General features: G+C 63.7%; 16 protein-coding genes. 8 read left to right on the top strand and 8 right to left on the bottom strand.

Annotated features, from left to right (window positions below; translation table 11 throughout):
• Window positions 1–93 precede the first annotated feature (93 nt).
• The 8 genes from N8H74_RS21430 to N8H74_RS21395 all read left to right on the top strand — a co-directional run bounded on the left by N8H74_RS21430 (window position 94) and on the right by N8H74_RS21395 (window position 6,684).
• Complete coding sequence (locus N8H74_RS21430; RefSeq protein ID WP_262150075.1) at window positions 94–1,416, top strand: MFS transporter; 1,323 nt, start codon at window positions 94–96, stop codon at window positions 1,414–1,416.
• 31 nt (window positions 1,417–1,447) lie between these two features.
• Window positions 1,448–2,440, top strand: a complete 993-nt coding sequence (araD1, locus tag N8H74_RS21425; RefSeq protein WP_262150073.1) for an AraD1 family protein — start codon at window positions 1,448–1,450, stop codon at window positions 2,438–2,440.
• Between the two features lie 9 nt (window positions 2,441–2,449).
• On the top strand, window positions 2,450–4,030 hold the full coding sequence (locus tag N8H74_RS21420; RefSeq protein ID WP_262150071.1) for an aldehyde dehydrogenase (NADP(+)): 1,581 nt from the start codon (window positions 2,450–2,452) through the stop codon (window positions 4,028–4,030).
• 99 nt (window positions 4,031–4,129) lie between these two features.
• Entirely contained in the window at window positions 4,130–4,420 is a 291-nt protein-coding gene (locus N8H74_RS21415; protein WP_217833236.1) for a DUF5629 family protein, read from the top strand.
• Window positions 4,407–5,582, top strand: a complete 1,176-nt coding sequence (locus N8H74_RS21410) for a lactonase family protein (RefSeq protein ID WP_262150066.1) — start codon at window positions 4,407–4,409, stop codon at window positions 5,580–5,582. The genes N8H74_RS21415 and N8H74_RS21410 overlap by 14 nt, the downstream gene beginning before the upstream one ends.
• A gap of 158 nt (window positions 5,583–5,740) precedes the next feature.
• Complete coding sequence (locus N8H74_RS21405; protein WP_217833240.1) at window positions 5,741–5,920, top strand: hypothetical protein; 180 nt, start codon at window positions 5,741–5,743, stop codon at window positions 5,918–5,920.
• 297 nt (window positions 5,921–6,217) lie between these two features.
• Window positions 6,218–6,430 (top strand): hypothetical protein, encoded by a 213-nt coding sequence (locus N8H74_RS21400; RefSeq protein WP_262150064.1) that lies wholly within the window; start codon window positions 6,218–6,220, stop codon window positions 6,428–6,430.
• Entirely contained in the window at window positions 6,427–6,684 is a 258-nt protein-coding gene (locus N8H74_RS21395; RefSeq protein WP_262150062.1) for a hypothetical protein, read from the top strand. The genes N8H74_RS21400 and N8H74_RS21395 overlap by 4 nt, the downstream gene beginning before the upstream one ends.
• Before the next feature lies 1 nt (window position 6,685).
• Here the strand turns inward: N8H74_RS21395 and N8H74_RS21390 are convergent, their stop codons facing one another.
• The 8 genes from N8H74_RS21390 to N8H74_RS21355 form a co-directional block, all read right to left on the bottom strand.
• Window positions 6,686–7,270 carry a glutathione S-transferase gene (locus tag N8H74_RS21390; RefSeq protein ID WP_262150060.1) on the bottom strand — a complete coding sequence of 195 codons (585 nt, stop codon included), beginning with the start codon at window positions 7,268–7,270 and terminating at the stop codon, window positions 6,686–6,688.
• On the bottom strand, window positions 7,267–10,908 hold the full coding sequence (locus N8H74_RS21385) for an AAA family ATPase (protein WP_262150058.1): 3,642 nt from the start codon (window positions 10,906–10,908) through the stop codon (window positions 7,267–7,269). Before N8H74_RS21385 ends, N8H74_RS21390 begins: the two co-directional genes overlap by 4 nt.
• Window positions 10,905–12,149 (bottom strand): exonuclease SbcCD subunit D C-terminal domain-containing protein, encoded by a 1,245-nt coding sequence (locus N8H74_RS21380; RefSeq protein ID WP_262150056.1) that lies wholly within the window; start codon window positions 12,147–12,149, stop codon window positions 10,905–10,907. The genes N8H74_RS21385 and N8H74_RS21380 overlap by 4 nt, the downstream gene beginning before the upstream one ends.
• A 168-nt stretch (window positions 12,150–12,317) precedes the next feature.
• A complete protein-coding gene (locus N8H74_RS21375; protein ID WP_262150054.1) occupies window positions 12,318–13,958 on the bottom strand; it encodes a BatD family protein in 1,641 nt (546 codons plus the stop codon).
• Window positions 13,955–15,688 (bottom strand): tetratricopeptide repeat protein, encoded by a 1,734-nt coding sequence (locus N8H74_RS21370; RefSeq protein ID WP_262150053.1) that lies wholly within the window; start codon window positions 15,686–15,688, stop codon window positions 13,955–13,957. The genes N8H74_RS21375 and N8H74_RS21370 overlap by 4 nt, the downstream gene beginning before the upstream one ends.
• On the bottom strand, window positions 15,685–16,764 hold the full coding sequence (locus N8H74_RS21365) for a VWA domain-containing protein (protein WP_217833257.1): 1,080 nt from the start codon (window positions 16,762–16,764) through the stop codon (window positions 15,685–15,687). Before N8H74_RS21365 ends, N8H74_RS21370 begins: the two co-directional genes overlap by 4 nt.
• Window positions 16,757–17,254 (bottom strand): DUF4381 domain-containing protein, encoded by a 498-nt coding sequence (locus tag N8H74_RS21360; protein ID WP_262150051.1) that lies wholly within the window; start codon window positions 17,252–17,254, stop codon window positions 16,757–16,759. The genes N8H74_RS21365 and N8H74_RS21360 overlap by 8 nt, the downstream gene beginning before the upstream one ends.
• Window positions 17,251–18,195 (bottom strand): DUF58 domain-containing protein, encoded by a 945-nt coding sequence (locus tag N8H74_RS21355; protein WP_217833261.1) that lies wholly within the window; start codon window positions 18,193–18,195, stop codon window positions 17,251–17,253. The genes N8H74_RS21360 and N8H74_RS21355 overlap by 4 nt, the downstream gene beginning before the upstream one ends.
• Window positions 18,196–18,199 lie beyond the last annotated feature (4 nt).

Below are 18,199 nucleotides of genomic sequence, written 5' to 3'. Positions count from 1 at the left end.
TATAGTCGTTTTCGACGGAGGGATTGGCCCTGTGATTTTTCGCGAGAGGCGTCCCCCGAGGTTCTATAAAAACAACAATCGGAGACCGAACCCATGAGCCAGGAACTGCGGCTTGTCCGGCGCATCACGTTGAAACTGATTCCCTTCCTGATCCTGCTGTACCTGATCGCCTACGTGGATCGCTCCGCAGTCGGCTTCGCCAAACTGCACATGGGCGCCGACATCGGCATCGGCGATGCCGCCTACGGTCTTGGCGCCGGGCTGTTCTTCGTTGGCTACTTCCTGCTGGAAATCCCCAGCAACCTGATGCTCGAACGCTTCGGCGCGCGGCGCTGGTTCGCACGGATCATGATCACCTGGGGCGCCATCACCATCGGCATGGCGTTCGTCCAGGGGCCGCACAGCTTCTATGTGATGCGCTTTCTGCTCGGCGCGGCGGAGGCGGGTTTCTTTCCCGGCGTCCTGTACTACATCACCCAATGGTTCCCGGTACGCCATCGCGGCAAGATCCTCGGGCTGTTCATCCTCTCCCAACCGATCGCGATGATGATCACCGGCCCGGTGTCCGGCGGTTTGCTGGGCATGGACGGCATCCTCGGCCTGCACGGCTGGCAGTGGCTGTTCATCGTCATCGGCACCCCGGCGATCCTGCTGACCTGGCCGGTATTGCGTTGGCTGCCGGACGGCCCGCAACAAGTGAAATGGATGGATCAGGCCGAGAAAGACTGGCTGACCGGCGAGCTGAAAAAGGATTTGCAGGAATACGGCCAGACCCGCCATGGCAATCCCCTGCATGCGCTCAAGGACAAGCGCGTGTTGCTGCTGGCGCTGTTTTACCTGCCGGTGACCCTGAGCATCTACGGCCTGGGTCTGTGGCTGCCGACCCTGATCAAACAGTTTGGCGGCAGCGATCTGGTGACCGGTTTCGTGTCGTCGGTGCCGTACATTTTCGGCATCGTCGGCTTGCTGATCGTGCCGCGCAGTTCCGACCGCTTGAACGATCGATACGGCCATCTGGCGGTGCTGTATGTACTGGGCGCGATGGGCCTGTTCCTCAGTGCCTGGCTGACCTTGCCGGTGGCGCAACTGGCGGCGTTGTGCCTGGTGGCGTTCGCGCTGTTTTCCTGCACGGCGGTGTTCTGGACCTTGCCGGGGCGGTTCTTTGCCGGTGCCAGTGCGGCGGCGGGCATCGCGTTGATCAACTCGGTGGGCAACCTCGGCGGCTACATCGGTCCGTTCGTGATCGGGGCGCTGAAGGAGTACACCGGCAATCTGGCCTCGGGGCTGTACTTCTTGTCCGGGGTAATGGTGTTCGGGCTGGTTCTCACAGGCATCGTCTACCGCGTACTCGAGCGCAAACACGTGCTGCCGGTCGACCAGTTCGCCGCCAGTGCGCGCGGCGCCACCCGAACCTGAAACTGCAGAACAACACGCAAAGGAGAAGAACATGCATCTGGTGCAATTCGAATTGAGTAACGGCGAGCGCCGCGTCGGTGTGGTCGAGGACGATCAGGTGCGGGAAGTGCAGGGCGCTCGCAGCGTGCGGGATCTGGCACTCGCCGCCATCGAGGCCGGCAGCGGCCTGGAGCAACAGGTGCAAACCCTCGGCCTGGGCTTCAGCCATGACTACGCCGAACTGCTGAGCGAACTGCGCATCCTGCCGCCGCTGGATCACCCGGACCCGGCGCACATGCTGGTCAGCGGCACCGGTCTGACCCATTTGGGTAGCGCCTCGGCCCGGGACAAAATGCACCAGCAGGCCGGCGACGAAGCGGCGATGACCGACACCATGCGCATCTTCAAGTGGGGCGTGGAGGGCGGCAAACCGGCGGCGGGGCAGGCCGGCGTGCAACCGGAGTGGTTCTACAAGGGCGACGGCAGCATCGTCGTGCGCCCCGGTCAGCCCTTCCCGCTGCCGCCGTTCGCCGAAGACGCCGGCGAAGAACCGGAAATGGCCGGCCTGTACATCATCGGCCATGACGGCAAGCCGTATCGCCTCGGTTTTGCGGTGGGCAACGAGTTCTCCGACCACGTCATGGAGCGCAAGAACTACCTGTACCTGGCCCACTCGAAACTGCGCAGTTGCAGCTACGGCCCGGAGTTGCGGGTCGGTGAGCTGCCGCAGCACCTGGCCGGCACCAGCCGCATCCTGCGCGACGGCGAGGTGCTGTGGCAGAACGAATTCCTCAGTGGCGAGGCCAACATGTGCCACAGCCTGGCGAACCTCGAGTACCACCACTTCAAATACCGCCAGTTCCTGCGCCCGGGCGACGTGCATATTCACTTTTTCGGCACCGCAACGCTGTCATTTGCCGATAGTATCCGTACCCGGCCGGGCGACGTATTTGAAATCAGCCAGGCCGAATTCGGCGCACCGCTGGTCAACGGCATCGTACCGGTTGCAGCGGTTTTCGAACCGGACAGCATCGGCACCCTTTAAGGAGCTCCCATGACTCAGATTCTCGGACACAACTACATCGGCGGCCGTCGCAGCGCGGCCGGCGGCGTCAAATTGCACAGCGTCGACGCCAGCACCGGTGAGCAGTTGCCTCACGACTTTTTCCAGGCCACCGAAGGCGAAGTGGATGCCGCCGCGCAAGCGGCCGCTGCGGCGTATCCGGTCTATCGCAGCCTGAGCGCCGAGCGTCGCGCGCAGTTCCTCGATGCGATCGCCGATGAACTGGACGCCCTCGGTGATGATTTCGTCGCCGTGGTCTGCCGTGAAACCGCGCTGCCGGCGGGACGGATCCAGGGTGAGCGCGGTCGCACCAGCGGCCAGATGCGCCTGTTCGCCAAAGTGCTGCGGCGCGGCGATTTCTATGGCGCGCGGATCGACCTGGCGCTGCCGGATCGTCAGCCGTTGCCGCGTCCGGATCTGCGCCAATACCGCATCGGCCTCGGCCCGGTGGCGGTGTTCGGCGCGAGCAACTTTCCCCTGGCCTTTTCCACTGCCGGTGGCGATACCGCTGCGGCGCTGGCCGCCGGTTGTCCGGTGGTGTTCAAAGCCCACAGCGGGCACATGGCAACGGCGGAGCAGGTGGCGGATGCGCTGATTCGCGCGGCGGAAAAAACCGCCATGCCGGCCGGCGTGTTCAACATGGTCTATGGCGGCGGTGTCGGGGAGTGGCTGGTCAAGCATCCGGCAATCCAGGCCGTGGGTTTCACCGGCTCGCTCAAGGGCGGCCGGGCGTTGTGCGACATGGCAGCCGCTCGACCACAACCAATCCCGGTGTTCGCCGAGATGTCGAGCATCAACCCGGTCATTCTTCTGCCCCAGGCGCTGGCCACACGCTCGGAATCGGTGGCCCGTGACCTGACCGCATCGGTGGTGCAGGGGTGCGGGCAGTTCTGTACCAATCCCGGGCTGGTGATCGGCATTCGCTCGGCGCAGTTCAGTGCCTTCGTGCAACAGCTCGCAGGGCTGATCGGCGATCAACCGGCGCAGACCATGCTCAACGTCGGCACCCTCGGCAGCTACGGCCACGGCTTGCAGAAGCTGCTGGCGCACGCCGCGATCGAACATCTGGCGGGCAACCCGCAACAGGGCAATCAGGCGCAGCCGCAGTTGTTCAAGGCCGATGTCAGTCTGCTGCTCGATGGCGATGAGGCGTTGCAGGAAGAAGTGTTCGGTCCGACCACGGTGATTGTCGAGGTCGCGGATCAGGCGCAGCTCAGCGCCGCGCTGCAGGGGCTGCACGGGCAACTCACGGCGACGATCATCGGCGAGCCGGCGGACTTCCAGCAGTTCCCGGAACTGACGCCGCTGCTGGAACAGAAGGTCGGGCGGATCCTGCTCAACGGCTATCCGACCGGGGTCGAGGTGTGCGATTCGATGGTGCATGGCGGGCCGTATCCGGCGACCTCCGATGCCCGGGGCACGTCGGTTGGCACCCTGGCCATCGACCGCTTCCTGCGCCCGGTGTGCTTCCAGAACTACCCCGACAGCCTGCTGCCGGAGCCGTTGAAAAACGCCAACCCGCTGCGCATCCAGCGGCTGGTCGACGGCAAGCCCTCGCGCGAAGCCCTCTAGGTTGTCGTTGTGGGAGCGGGCTTGCCCGCTTCCACAAGAGGTCGCTTGTAACAATGAGCTATCATTGCCGCTTTACCCCCCCTGGAAAGACTGTTTGCCATGACTGCCCAAACCCTTCTCGAAGTCCTCGAACACTGCGACATGCTGGAGATCGATGGCCTGCACGCCTTCGAATTCGCCCTGTATGAAGACGACGGCCTGCACATTGAACTCATGGACGGTCGAGTGACGAAACATTGGGAATTCACCCCGGAACAAGTCAGGGCCGCGACGTTCGATGACACCTTGCAGAGCTGGATCATCAAGGGTGATACCGGCGAACACCGTCTCGTCTGCCTGGATGCGTTCGGTGGCAGCAACGACGAGGATGAAACCGATGAAGATGCGTAAATTCTGGCCGCTGCTGATGGCCGGCAGCGTGGGCGCGATGGGCATCTCCAGTGCCAGCGCCGAGAGTTACCAATTGCTGGTCGGTTCCTACACTGCCGGCACCAGCCAGGGTATCTACCGGATGAGCTTCGACAGCGCCACCGGCCAGATCGACGCCAAGCCGCTGCAAGTGGTCAAAAGCGAAAACCCGTCGTGGCTGACTCTCTCCAGGGATCAGCGCCACCTGTTCGTGGTCAACGAAAACGGTCCCGGCCAGAAAGATCCGGTGGGTCGCGTCAGCAGTTTTGCGATTGATCCCAAGACCCATGCGCTGAGCCAGATCAGCCAGGTGCAGAGCCTGGGCAACGAGCCGACGCATTCGAGCCTCAGCGGCGATGCCAGCCACCTGTTCGTCAGCAACTACTCGGTGCTTGAGGACCCGGGCGGAACCCTCGCCGTGTTGCCGGTGGGCAGCGACGGCAAACTCAAACCGGTGGTGCAGATGAGCGCTCACCCGGCGAGCCGGGTCAATCCCGAGCGCCAGGCGTCGAACCATGTGCATTCGACCGTTTCCTCGCCGGACGGCCACTATGTGTTCTCCAACGACCTGGGTGCCGACAAGGTATTCATCTACCAGTTCGACCCTAAAGCCAATCCGGACCTGCCGCTGACCCCGGCGAAAACCGCTTCGGTCGCCTTGCCGGCGGGCAGTGGGCCGCGTCATCTGTTGTTCAGCGCCGATGGCAAGCATGCCTGGCTGACCATGGAAATGAGCGCGCAGGTCGCGGTCTTCGATTATCACGACGGCGTGCTGACCCAGACGCAAATGGTCGATCTGGCCGCCGGCCAGCCGACCTCGGACAAAGCCGCCGCCGCGTTGCATGCGTCCGCTGACGGTAAATTCCTCTACGTCAGCAACCGTGGCACCGCCAATCAACTGCTGACCTTCGCCATCGACCCGGCCACCGGCCATCTCAAAGAGCTGCAACGGCGTTCGGTGGAAGGTGATCACCCACGGGAATTCAGCCTCGATCCGAGCGGCAAATTCCTGCTGATCGCCAACCAGAAGAGCAACCAGATTGTGGTGGTCGAGCGTGACGCCAAGTCCGGTCTGCTGGGCAAAACCGTGCAAAAACTGCCGATGGACGCCCCGAGCGACCTGAAGTTTTTCCTGCGTCAATGAGTCGCAGGCCCCGGTTTACGGGGCCTGCTGCGTTGTATTAATTTTGCTGATAACAGCTAACGTTTCAAAGCATTTCAAGCGAGCAACCCTCGAGCGTTAAGTTTGCTTCACGGCCCAACCGGGCAAAGCAAGCCAAACTGAACACGAGGGTTACCGCCATGAACTTCAATCTCTTCTCCATCATTGCCGCTTCCGCCATTTCCGCCACCGTGGCGCTGCCAGCCAGTGCCAGCGTTGAAATCAGCAGCAAAAAATCCCACACCCAAAGCTACACCCAGAAATACCTGCAACAGAGCGCCAACTTCTACGCGGCTCTGGATCACAAAGCTCAACACTGAGCGTTACGCCTGCCCCTGCAAGAGCTGCCGAAGGCTGCGATCTTTTGAATTTGATTTTTGCTCGCGAAGATCAAGCTCAAAAGATCGCAGCCTGCGGCATTTTTTGTGCCTGTCACAAAACTGCGGGAGCGGGCAAATCCGGCTCCCGCATTGTTTGTCTCATCAGTTTTATCAAAGGCTGAAATAGACCGGCTTAATGATCAACGAAGCTGATGCTTACTATGGGAAACGCTGAGTGGTTACCCAGGCTTTTCTGATTGATCCTGTGCACATCGAAACATGTCCACGGAGATCATCATGGCCAGTTCAATCATCGCTTCTGCCAAACGCGGCGCCTACCTGGCCATCGGTCTGTACCTGGTCATGGTGCTGTTCGTCAGCCTCTCATCCCAATCGCAACACAGCTTCGACGCGCCGATCCAGGTTGCACATCCCGGTATCCAGTTCGAACTTCGCTCGCAAAACGCAGCGATGGACCGGGCTGAACTCGCGGGAGTCGGCGGAGCATGAAAGGCTACAGACTCTGGGTCATCGCCGCTCTGGCATTCATGACCAATGGCTCGTCGTTGTTAGGCCAAAGCCTGGGCTCGGCCGGCGGACTGGCCCGCGCCATCGAAGCCAATCACAGCATCGCGCACAACATTGAACGGGCCAATGCGCTGGGGCTGCTGGCCGGCAACCCACCGGTGAAAACCCCCAGCAGTTTTCTCGGTTCGTTCGAAGTGGATTGCTCGGCAATCGGCATGTGCGCGGTTCTCGCCTGAATCATTTTTTCATGATGGCGGTGAACAGTTCGGACTCCAGGAACCGCTGCAACCAAACCTGCAACCGCACGTAAGGCGTCTGCGCAAACCACTCGCGATCGACATGGGCGAACTGCCGGACGAAGGGCAGCAGCGCCACATCGGCGAGGCTCGGATGATCGGTCAGCAAGTAGTCACGACCCTCGAGCAACGCATCCAGCTTGTGCAGGAACAAGGCGCCCTCGGCGCGATAAGTTTCCATCGGCTGCTCGGGATAACGCTCGGCGTATTTGTAGCGATTCAGGTGCACCTTGAACACCTGGTCGTTCTCCTGAATCAGCTCGGCAATCCGTGAGTCACCGCCAAACAACCAGTCCTGCGGATCGTTCTGCGCCAGCGCCCAACGCATGATTTCCAGGCTTTCATCGATCACCTGACCACTCGCATCCAGCACCGGCACCGTGCCTTTGGGCGAGATCGCCAGCATCTCGGCCGGTTTGGCTTTGAGGCTCACCTCGACAATGCTCACCGCCACGCCCGAATAACGCAGCGCCATCCGCGCGCGCATGGCGTATGGGCAGCGGCGGAAGGAATACAGCGTGTTCATTTCACCTCCAGCGTGCTCAAGCCATTGCCCTGACGCTGCACCTGAATCTGCACCGGGATTCGCTCGTGCATTTCCTGAACGTGGGAAATCACCGCGACCTTGCGGCCCTGGGCCTGCAAGCCGTCGAGGGCGTCCATCGCCAGTTGCAGGGATTCCGGATCGAGGCTGCCGAAACCTTCGTCGATAAACAGCGATTCGATCTTCAGCGTGCTCGACGCCATCGATGCCAGACCCAGTGCCAGGGCCAGCGAGACCAGGAAGGTTTCACCGCCGGACAGTGAATGCACCGAGCGCAGTTCATCACCCATTTCGGTGTCCATCACCAGCAGGCCGAGCATGCTGCCGCCGCGTTTCAGGCGATAGCGTTTGACCAGTTGGCGCAATTGCACGTTGGCGTGATGCACCAGCAGGTCGAGGTTGTAGGCCTGGGCGATCTTGCGGAACACGTCGCCGGTGGCCGAACCGATCAGCGCATTGAGCCGCGCCCAGCGAAGGTACTCGGCATGCGCATCGGCGATCTGTTGCGCCAGTGCCGAATTGGCGTTCTGCCGACGCTGATCTTCGGCTTGCTCGGCTCGCAGTTCGGCGCATTGCTGCTCGCTGACCGCACATTGGTTCTGCAATTCGGCGAGGGCGCCGGCGAGTTGTTCGGCGTCGAGGTTGCCGTTGTGCTGGGCCTGATGATCGAGCAGACGCTGGTCGCGCTCCTGCACCAGCACCGTGGCCTGTTCGACGGCTTTTTCGTTGAGTTGCAAACGCTGGCGCAGCTCAGCGACTTGCTCGTCATCGACCCGCAGCAGGTCTTCGAGGCCGCCGTCGTCCAGTTCGGGATGCCGGGCGCGCCAGTCGCTGATCTTGCCGACGAGGTCATGCGCTTCGCTTTCCAGCGCCTGCAAGCGCTCTTGCTGTGCCTTGAGTTCGGTGGCGATTTGCACTAGCTGGGTACGAGTGTTCTGCAATTGCTCAGTGGTTGTGGATTCGGCCGTGCGCGCCTGCTCCACGGCCTGCTCCAGTTGCTGCTGCCAATGCTCGGCGCTGCTGTGATCGCCGAGCAACTGCGCGAGTTTCTGTTGGCTGGCCTGTTGCTGCTCGGCGAGCGCGCTGAATTGCTGCTCGGCACTTTGCAGCTGCTGCACGCGGCTGAGCTGGCGATCCTGTTCCTTCTCCAGCGTCTGTTGACGTTGTTGCTGTTCGGCCAGTTCTTCCTTTTGCTGATCGACTTGCGCCAGGCGCTCGGCGATCTGCCGGTCGAGCTGAATAAAGGTCGCGGACGGTTCAAGGCGCAAGGCTTCTATCGTTTCCGCTGGCAGCAGGCTGCCGAACGCGGTGAGTTCTTCGTCGAGTCGCAGACGGTCGCTGTCGAGTTCGCGCTGCTGATTGCTCAGGTGCTGCGCCGCCTGTTGATGAGCGGTTTCCGCCTGGCGCAGTTGCTGGGTCAGGCGCGCGGCGTCCTCTTGCAGGGTGAGCAGGGCGCTTTGACGTTGCTCGTCCTGGCTGATGCTCTGGTTCAATTGCTCGTTTTGCCGGGTAAGCCAGGCGCCACGCTTGTCGGCGTCCTGATTCAACAGCTGCGCCGCCAGTGGGTGAGCGTCGAGGCTTGGCGCCAGGGCCTGTTGCTGGGCGCTCAACTGTTCCTGTTGTTGCAGCAGTTCCTTTTGCCGGGCGATGACGCCGCCGACTTCGGCGCGCAGTTCGGCGAGTTTTTCCTTGAGCTGATCAACTGCCTGCTGCGCTTGGGTCAGCTCGCTTTCGTCGTGACGACCGAGGCTTTGCAGCAAGGCTTCCGGCTGGTGATACGGATGCTCGTTGCTGCCGCAGACCGGGCACGGCTGGTCGTCCTGCAATTGCCCGCGCAGCTCTTCGACACTGGCACTGCGGGCCAGTCGCTGACGCTCCAGCAGTTCGCGGGTGACGTTGAGGGTCTGTTCGGCGACGGCCAGTTCAGCCTTGGTTTTCACCCCGTCCTGCGTCAGGCGATCACGCTCTTGCTGCGCGGTGACCAAGCGCAGTTGCAGGTCGGCGCCGCGTTTTTCCAGCTCCTGCTGGCTGGCCCACAGGCGCGTCAGGTCTTCGATTGCGCGCAGTTGCTTGCGGTTGTCCTGCAACAGCGTGCCGAGGATCCCGATCTGTTCGGCGACCGCATCCGGTTCGGCACCGGCCTCCTGGAACAGCACTTCAAGTTGTTGCTTTTGCGTGGCAAGCGCTTCGGCGCTGCGGGTGGCGTTCTGTTCCAGGCTTGCCAGTTCGGTCTGGCCCTGGTTCAGGCGATTGCCGATCAGCATCAGTTGTTGCAGACGATCACGGTAGGCATTCCAGGCATCGCTCAACGGCGCCAGATGGCTGCTTTGCTCAAGCTCGGCGGCGATGCGTTGCAGGCGTTCAGCGACCAGAGTCTGCTTTTCCTGCAAGGCACCGATGGTGTTTTGTCCTTCGCCGCAGGCCTGTTCCGCGCCGGCTCTGGCTTCGGCGCTGACCGTTGCGTCCTTGGCGAGGCGGGCGAGGGTGCTTTGCTCTTCGAAGGCCTGGCGCAGCAGCGGCGCATTGTCCGAGTGTTGCTGTTGCGCGTCGCTCAGGGCGGCTTTTGCCGTGTCGAGGCTTTGCGCAAGTTGCGTCTGACGTTCGCTCAGTTCCCCATGTTGCCGGGTGTGTGCGGCAATCTGCGCGGCCAGCGGAGTCAGCAGCGCGTCGAGTTCGTGCTTGCGGGCGAACTGATGTCGCTGCGGGCCCAGTTGCTCCAGCCGGGTCAGCTTCAGACGCTCGCCGGCCAGGCCCTGCCATTGCTGTTGGGCACTGCGCAGTTGCTCGGCGGCGGCTTGTTGCGTGTCTTGCAGGCGCAGCAGTTCCTTGAGCCAGTCGTGTTGCTGCTCGATCTGTTTGAGTTGCGCCTGTTGCAATGTCAATTGTTGTCGGGCGGCGTTGAAGCGCTCGTCGAGTTCGGCGCGGGCCTCAGGGGCCAGGGGCGTGACGCCGGTGGCCTGATCCTGCAACTGCTTGTGCGCTTCGCGGGCCTCTTTGGTTTTGTCGAACGCGCGGCGGCCGAGGCGGGTGTAGAGCGCGGTGTCGGTGAGTTTTTCCAGCAGTTCGCTGCGGTCGTTGTCGTCAGCCTTGAGGAACGCGCTGAATTCACTCTGGGCCAGCAGCACGGCGCGGGTGAACTGTTCGAAGTTCAGCCCCAGCGCGGCTTCGAGCTGGGTCTTGTACTCGCCTTTCTGGCTCGCCAGCAATTGATCCTGGTCGATGTCGCGCAGGCTCTGGCGGCTGGCCTGCAACTTGCCGGCAGCCTTTTCCCGGGCGCGATTGGCTTCCCAGCGCGCGCGATAACGGCGGCCATCGACGCCGACAAAATCCACCTCGGCAAAGCCTTCGCCGGTGCCGCGACGCAGCAAGGTGCGCGGGTCGCCGGTGGCGATTTCACCGTCGGCATCCGGCACCTTGGCGTCACGCCCGGTGTTGTTCAGCCGTGGCACCGCGCCGAACAACGCCAGGCACAAGGCATCGAGCAGGGTACTTTTACCGGCGCCGGTCGGGCCGGTGATCGCGAACAGACCGGCGCTCGCCAGCGGTTCGGCGGTTAAGTCGATCTCGAACGGCCCGGCCAGCGAGGCAAGGTTTTTCAAGCGAATGGCGAGAATCTTCATGGCTGCTCGCCCTCCATTTGCACGTCTTGCAGCAGTTCGGCGAAATCCTTGAGGGTCTGTTCATCGACCTCGTTGCCGTAGTTGTCCAGCCAGGCACGGCTGAACAATTCCTGCGGGGTGAGCTGGTCGAGTTCGATCAGCGCGCTGGCGTCGTCGCTGCCGTCCGCCCCGCGATTGCCGGCGTACTCGGCGGCGATGCGCACCAGCCGCACGGCTTTGCCTTGCAGCGCGCTTTCGACCTGATGACGCAGATCCGGTTGCGGCTCATCGAGGCGCACCCGCACTTCGAGCCATGGCTGGCGCTGGGTTTCGGCCAGCAGATCGATGTTCGGCAGATCCGCCAGTTGCAGCAGAATCTCCGCCAATGGCGCAGGGCCGAGACGTTGCAGATTGACCGCGCGGGGAATCAGTTTCGGTTCGACGCTGACCAGGGTTTCGCCGTCCAGGGTGATGTCGAGGATCTGATGCTGATAGCCGATTTCCGAAAACGACAAGGGAATCGGCGAGCCGCTGTAGCGGATGCGTTCTTCGCCGTTGACCTTCTGCGGCTTGTGCAAATGGCCGAGGGCGACGTAACTGATGCTCGGCCCGAACAGGCTGGCAGGCAGCGCCTCGGCATTGCCGATGATCAGGCTGCGCTCGGAGTCCTCGGACACCGAACCGCCGGCCATGTGCGCGTGGCTGATGGCGACGAGCGCCTGGCCTGGCTTGCGCTTGGCATTGGCCGCTGCGACCAACCATTCGTGAACCTGGCCGATACCCCTGAGGTAGTCATCGCCCAGATGGGCGCCGGTCACCTCGGCCGGACGCAGGAACGGCAGCGCCAGGCACCACGCGGCGATTTCACCGCTGGCATCGGGCAGCGGCAGCAACAGGCGCTCGGCGTCGAGCTGGCCGTCATCCAGCCACAACACCCGGCCAAGGGCATGCGTGCGCAAGCGGCGCATCAGTGGCGCGGGCAACTCGATGCGCGAGCCGGAATCGTGGTTGCCGGCGATCATCACGATGGTCAGCAATGGCTGCTGCTCGTGGGCGTTGACGATGAAGTCGTAGAGGCGTTCCTGGGCTTTGACCGGCGGGTTGACCGTGTCGAAGATGTCACCGGCGATCAGCAGCACGTCCGGCTGCGCCAGTTTCAGTTGGCGCAGCAGCCATTCGAGAAAGCAGGCGTGCTCGAAATCGCGCTCCTGGCCGTGCAGGTTCTGCCCAAGGTGCCAGTCGGAGGTGTGAAACAGACGCAAGGCTGACTCCGCAACAAAAAGAGGTGATGGCCGCGAGAGATGAAGGGCGGCGAAAGAGGGGAGAGTTTACTGGCAATCGGAAGGGGTTGCTGGGTGTCTTGCAAGATCGCAGCCTCCGGCGCGTCCCACGGATCGGTGCGGGAGCTGTCGCAGGCTGCGATTTTTTGCTTATTTGGGGTAAAGCGGCGGCAGGCCGCTGTCGCCTGTCGGGTCCTGCACCCGCTCGGCGGTGGGGATCGTGCGGATGGCCCGCCACAGGTCTTCGCCTTGCCAGTGCTGGCCGGTTTCGCTGTACAGCGCCCCGTTCAGCCCGTCGAGAGCGTCGGACAGTGGAACGAAGCGCGCCGCCATATCCGCCAGGGTTTCCGGCTGCTGGCGCGCCCAGGCGTCGAGGGCCTGGCGGGTGGCGTGGGGGTCGTTGGCCTGGCTGGCGCGTTTGATGTCGTCCATCAGGGTGCGCGGGCTCGGGCCGGTTTGCGCGGCGCGCAGGATCGCCGGTTGCCAGCGTGCGCGCCACCACAGGCCGAAGCCGAGCAGGGTGGTGCAGGCGAGGACCAGCGTACTGAGTTTCCACCACCACAGCGCTTCGAGGTCGGCGCTGTTGCCCGGTTGCAGGCTGCCGGCCGGGGTGTCGACCTGCAGGCTCGGGTTGTTCGCCACTTGCAGGGTACGCGCCGGCAGGCTGCTGTGTTCCAGATGGTCTTCGAAGGTGTTCCACCACACCACGTCCACCGTGGGCAATTCGATCGAGCCGCTGCGGCTCGGCACCAGCGCTTCGCGTTCTTCACGGCTGCCGACCAGACCCCGGTCGGTGCTTTGATTGGTCAGCACCGGTTGATCCGGATAGCGGCGCAGGCCGTTGGCCTCGGTGGCCGGCAAGGCCGGCAGTTGTGAACCGGCGAGGCCTTCGACCTTGAGCGTCAGGCTGCGGGTCAGCGAGTCGCCGACCTGAATGTGATCAGGCTCCGGGTTCCAGCTCTCTTCGAGGCTCAGGCTGCGGGCCGGCAGCCAGGGCGCATCGTTGGGGTAGGTCATCGGTTTGGGTTTGACCGTCAGGGCGATTTCCGTGGAGCTGATGTGCATCAGCTTGCCCGGTTTCGGTCCCTGGGAATTGCTGTCCTGGGTTGACTGGGTATCGACGCCGGTGGCGGTGAAGGTCTGCACAGGAACGGTCAGCAAACCGCTGTGCTGCGGATAGATCGCGTAGCGCATCTCGATCACGCCGTGGCGCACGCCGTTGATGTCTTTCTCGTAGGTGCGCATCTCGCCCAGTGGCTCGACACGCGCGTCGCTGATCTGTAAAGGGCTCAGGCTGCTGTCGTCGTACAGCGACACCGAGTGGTAGACACGCAGGGTCAGGATCGCCTGGGCCTGCACGTAGACGCTGGTCTGGTCGAGGCTGGACTCGATGAACACCGGGTCGCGGGTGTTCTGGCCCTGGATGGAGGCGCTTTCGACGACCTGCACGGTAATCGGCTGGCTGTGTGCCTCGCCCAGTTGCAACGACGGGATGACCACGCTGCCGTTCTGTTTGGGCAGCAGAGTGATCATCCAGCGGGTGGTGGCGTGGTTTTCATTGTTCAGCGAGTTGAGCTGGTTGACTTGCCGCGTGCCGCGCACTTCGAAAAAAGGCTCGAGGGGGGTCAGATCCGGTTTGCCGAATTGCGTGACATCGCTGGATTCGAGGGTGAGTTCGACCGTCTCGCCGGAGTTCAGGCGACTGCGATCCACGCTGGCCGTCAGCTCGGTCGCCTGGGCGGAGGCCGTGCAGATCAGCAGGGGCAGCAAGAGAGCGGTGAAGCGGGTCATCGAGTGTTTTCCTGATCCTGATGTTGTTGCTGTTCGTACCAGAATTTACGTCGCAGCAATTCGCCCGGATCGTCCGGGATCTTGCCCAGCCATTGTTCCAGTGCCTGGCGCTGTTCGCCTTCGAGGTTGTCCCCGTCGGGGTGCAGCATCGGGCCGCTGTTCTGTTCTTCCGCCGCCGCGCTGTTCGGGATTTCGTCGGGGCCTGGCTGCGGCGGGGGGGGCGGCGGCGGTTCGCTGGCGGACTCCGGCGGTGCCTCGCTCTGGCTTTCACTCTTGACCGCCGGGGGCGGCGCGGTCGCGGGCGGCGGTTCGTCGCCCGGCACATTCTGCTGCGCTGCCTGGGTTTGTGGCTCGGCGGGTGGCGGCGCGTTTTTCTGCTTCAGCAGGGTTTCCACCAGGGCCTTGTTGGTCTGCGCCGGGCGTAAATCCGGTTGCAGTTCCAGGGCCTGTTCATAGGCGTCGATCGCCGCTTCCAGCTCGCCGCTTTTCGCCAGCGCATTGCCCCGATTGTAGTGGGAGCGGGCGTCGCTGCCTTCGGCAAAACGCTGGGCGGCGCCACTGTAGTCGCCGGCCTCGTACAACGCCACCCCTTGCCACTGATGATCTTCGAAGTGTTGCGCGGCTTCGGCCGGGCGCTTCTGCTTGAGCAAGTGCAAACCCTGCTGATCGGGGCGCAGCCACAAGTCTTCGAAGTCAAAAGCGTAGCTCGGTTGCGGCAGACAAAAGAGCAGCGGCAGGCAGAACAGCCAGCCACGCCGCCCGGCGCACGCGGCGAGCAGCAACAGCGGCAACAGCAGCCAGTAACCCTGATCGGCCCAGGTGTCGAGGCGCAGGGTCTGGCCGTCGCTGCGCAAGCTGTGCGGGCCATCGAGCAGACCCAGGGTGCGCAGGTCCGACTCATCCAGCCGCGCGGCACGATATTCACCGCCGACCGCGTTGAGGAAGGCGTTCAGACCCGGGCTGTCGAGTTGCGGCACGCGGATCGCACCCTGGGCGTCCTTGAGGAAGCTGCCGTCCTCCTGGGCAATCGGTGCGCCTTCGGCGGTGCCGATGCCGAGCATCAGCAACTGCGCCGATTGCCCGCCCAGCGCATGACGAATGCCTTGGCGCTCCTGTTCCGACAGCGACGAGCCGATCAGCAGGATCCGCCCCTGACCCAACGAGCCCTGTTTGAGCAGGGCCAGCGCCTTGTTCACCGCCAGATCGGCGCGATGGCCGTTTTCCGGCATCAGCGACGGTTTCAGCGCATCGAGCAGGTTGCGGCTGGTCGCCAGGTCGTCCGACAGCGGCACCAGCGTGTGGGCGCTGCCGGCGTAGACGACGATGGCGGTCTGCGCATCGCTGCGCGCCTGCAACAGGTCGAACAGCTTGCGCCGGGCCTGCTCCAGGCGCGTGGGCGGCGAGTCGGTGGCGAGCATTTCCGGGGTCAGTTCCAGCACCACCACCAGCGGGTCGGCGGGTTTCTGGCTGGTCTGTTCGACCCGTTCCCAGCTCGGCCCGAGCAGCGCGACGAGGGTCAGCACCCAGGCCAGGCCGAGGGCGATCCACGGCAATTTGCTGTCGCGACCGCTGCCGCCGCTGAGCAGGGCGGCGTGGAAGGCTGGCGGCAAAATCATCTGCCAGCGCCCGGCGCGTTTCTGTCGGTGCCAGAGTTGCCAGATCAGCCAGCCGAGCAGCGGCAACAGCAGCAACCACCAGGGACGGAACCAGTGCGGCCAGAGGGCGATCATCGACGCCTCCGCAGGCGCAAGCGCTTGAGGCGGGCGCGCCAGTCAGGCAGGGGGCTTTGCAGATACAGCTCCTTGGTGAACAGCCGTTGCAAGGGGTTGTCCGGCCACAATTCACGAGCGACCAGCAACAGGCTCAGCAGCAGGGCCAAGGCCAGCGGCCATTGATACAGCGTCTGGGCCGGGCGGGCCTGGGTCGGTTGCTGGGTCACCGGCTCGAGTTGATCGAGGGTGTCCTTGATCGCTTGCAACTCTTTGCCGTCACGGGCGCGGAAATAGCGGCCGCCGGTGGCGTCGGCGATGGCCTTGAGGGCCGGTTCGTCGAGGTCGAGGGTCGGATTGCCGCCGAGCAACGCGGTGGCGCCGCTTTCCTCGGGATCGGCACCGATACCGATCGGGTAGATTTTCACCCCTTCATTGGCGGCCAGCCTTGCTGCGGTCAGCGGATCGATTTCGCCGCCATTGTTCGCCCCGTCGGTGACCAGAATCAGCACCCGGCTCTGGGCGGGGCGCATGCGCAGGCGTTTCAGGGCCAGGCCAATGGCGTCGCCGATGGCGGTGTTCTTGCCGGCGATGCCGATCCGCGCTTCATCGAGCCACACGCGCACGGTGCGTCGGTCGAAGGTCAGCGGTGCTTGCAGGTACGCCTGGCTGCCGAACAGGATCAGGCCGACCCGGTCGCCCTCGCGGCTCTCCAGAAAATCACCGAGCAGATGCTGCACCAGCGACAGGCGACTGACCTCTTCGTCCTGCCATTGCATGTCGGGGAAATCCATCGAGCCGGACACGTCCACCGCCACCAGCAAATCACGGCCACTGGCGGCAATCGGTAGAGGCTCGCCGAGCCATTGCGGGCGGGCGGCGGCGATCAGCAGCAACAGCCATAACAGAATGAACGGCGTCTGCTGCCGCCACGCCGGCAGGTTGGCGCGGGCGCGACGGCGGGCGAGGCCTTCGAGGTCGCCGAGAAAACTGACTTTCAGCGCCGGCTCGCCGCTGTCGGCCACCGGCAGCACGAGGCGCATCAGCCACGGCAGCGGCACCAGCAGAAATATCCACGGCCAGGCGAACTCAAACATGCTTGCGGATCCAGGTGTCGACCGCTTGGGTCAGGCCGGCGATGGCCTTGTCGTCCAGTTTGCACTCGGGCTTGTAGGCGCCTTCGACCAGCACCATCCAGCGGGTCAGGCCGGCGGCGGGGCAGCGGTTATCGAGAAACGCCAGCCACTTGCGGCCATTGAGGGTGTGGCTCTGGCTGTAAGGGTAGTGGGTGCGGCACAGGCGCTTGAGCAGGCCATTGAGCTGTTGCAGCCAGGCCCCGGCCGGAGCGCCGTCGTAGGGTTTGGGCATCTGCGCCAGTTCGGCGAGTGCAGCGATGCGCACCGGGTCGAGCGGTTGCTCGGCGCGCACGATCGGCTTTTTCTTGAGCGGAATGAACCGGCGCAGGCGCCACAATCCAATACCGATCAGCGGCAGCAACAACAGCAGCAGCCACCAGCCCGGTGCCGGCGGCCAGAAGGCGATCGGTGGCGGCGAAATCAGCGGTTGCAGTTGTTCGAGGCCGTTCATCGACCTTTCCCCGGACGTTGCGGGTTAAGGAACTCGCGCATCTGCTCGACCATTTCGCTCTGGGTGCTCAGGGGCATCAGCAGCACCCGCAGTTTCTGCGCGAGCAACTCCCAGCGGGCGATACGCGCTTCGGCCTGGGCGCGGTACGTCTGGCGCAGGTCGAAATTCAGGGTGTCGAGTTCCAGTTGTGCGCCACGTTCGGCGAATCTGAGCAGCCCGGCGGCGGGCAGGGCATGATCCAGTGGATCGGACAGCGGCAGCAGCAACAGGTCGCAATGACGCGACAGCAGGCTCAGTTGCTGCTCGGCGCTGTCGGACAGCGCGCGCTCATCGCAAATCACGATCACCAGGCTGCCCGGTCGCAGGACTTCCCGCGCGCGGCGCAGCGCCACGCCGAACGCATCGCGATCCTGCTCGCGCTCGGCGTGCAGCGATTGATTGACCCGCACCAGCCGATTGAGCAACTGCAACAGGCTCTGCTTGCTGCGACGCGGCTTGATTTCATAGTGCTCGTTGTCGCCGAAGACCAGCCCGCCGACGCGGTCATTATGGCCCAGCGCGGCCCAGCCGATCAGCGCCGCCGCCTGCGCCGCCAGCACCGACTTGAACATCAGCCCCGAACCGAAAAACAGCCGCCGGCTCTGCTCGACCATGATGAAAATCGGCCGTTCGCGCTCTTCATGGAACAGCTTGGTGTGCGGCTCCTGGGTGCGCGCGGTCACCCGCCAGTCGATGGTGCGCACATCGTCGCCGGCTTGATAGACCCGCACCTGATCAAAGTCCACGCCTCGGCCACGGAATTTCGAGTGATGCAGGCCGATCAGCGGGCTGCGCTGGCTCGGGGTGGAAAACAACTGCACTTCGCGCACACGGTGACGCATCTCGATCAGCTCGGCGAGGCTGACGCGAATGCCCGGTTCGGACGGCAGGGAGGCGTTCATGGGG

The organism is Pseudomonas sp. B2M1-30 (assembly GCF_025447575.1).
Classification (GTDB): Bacteria; Pseudomonadota; Gammaproteobacteria; order Pseudomonadales; family Pseudomonadaceae; genus Aquipseudomonas; species Aquipseudomonas botevensis.
Note: the sequence above shows the minus strand (reverse complement) of the source record. Positions and strands in the feature narration are given on the sequence as shown.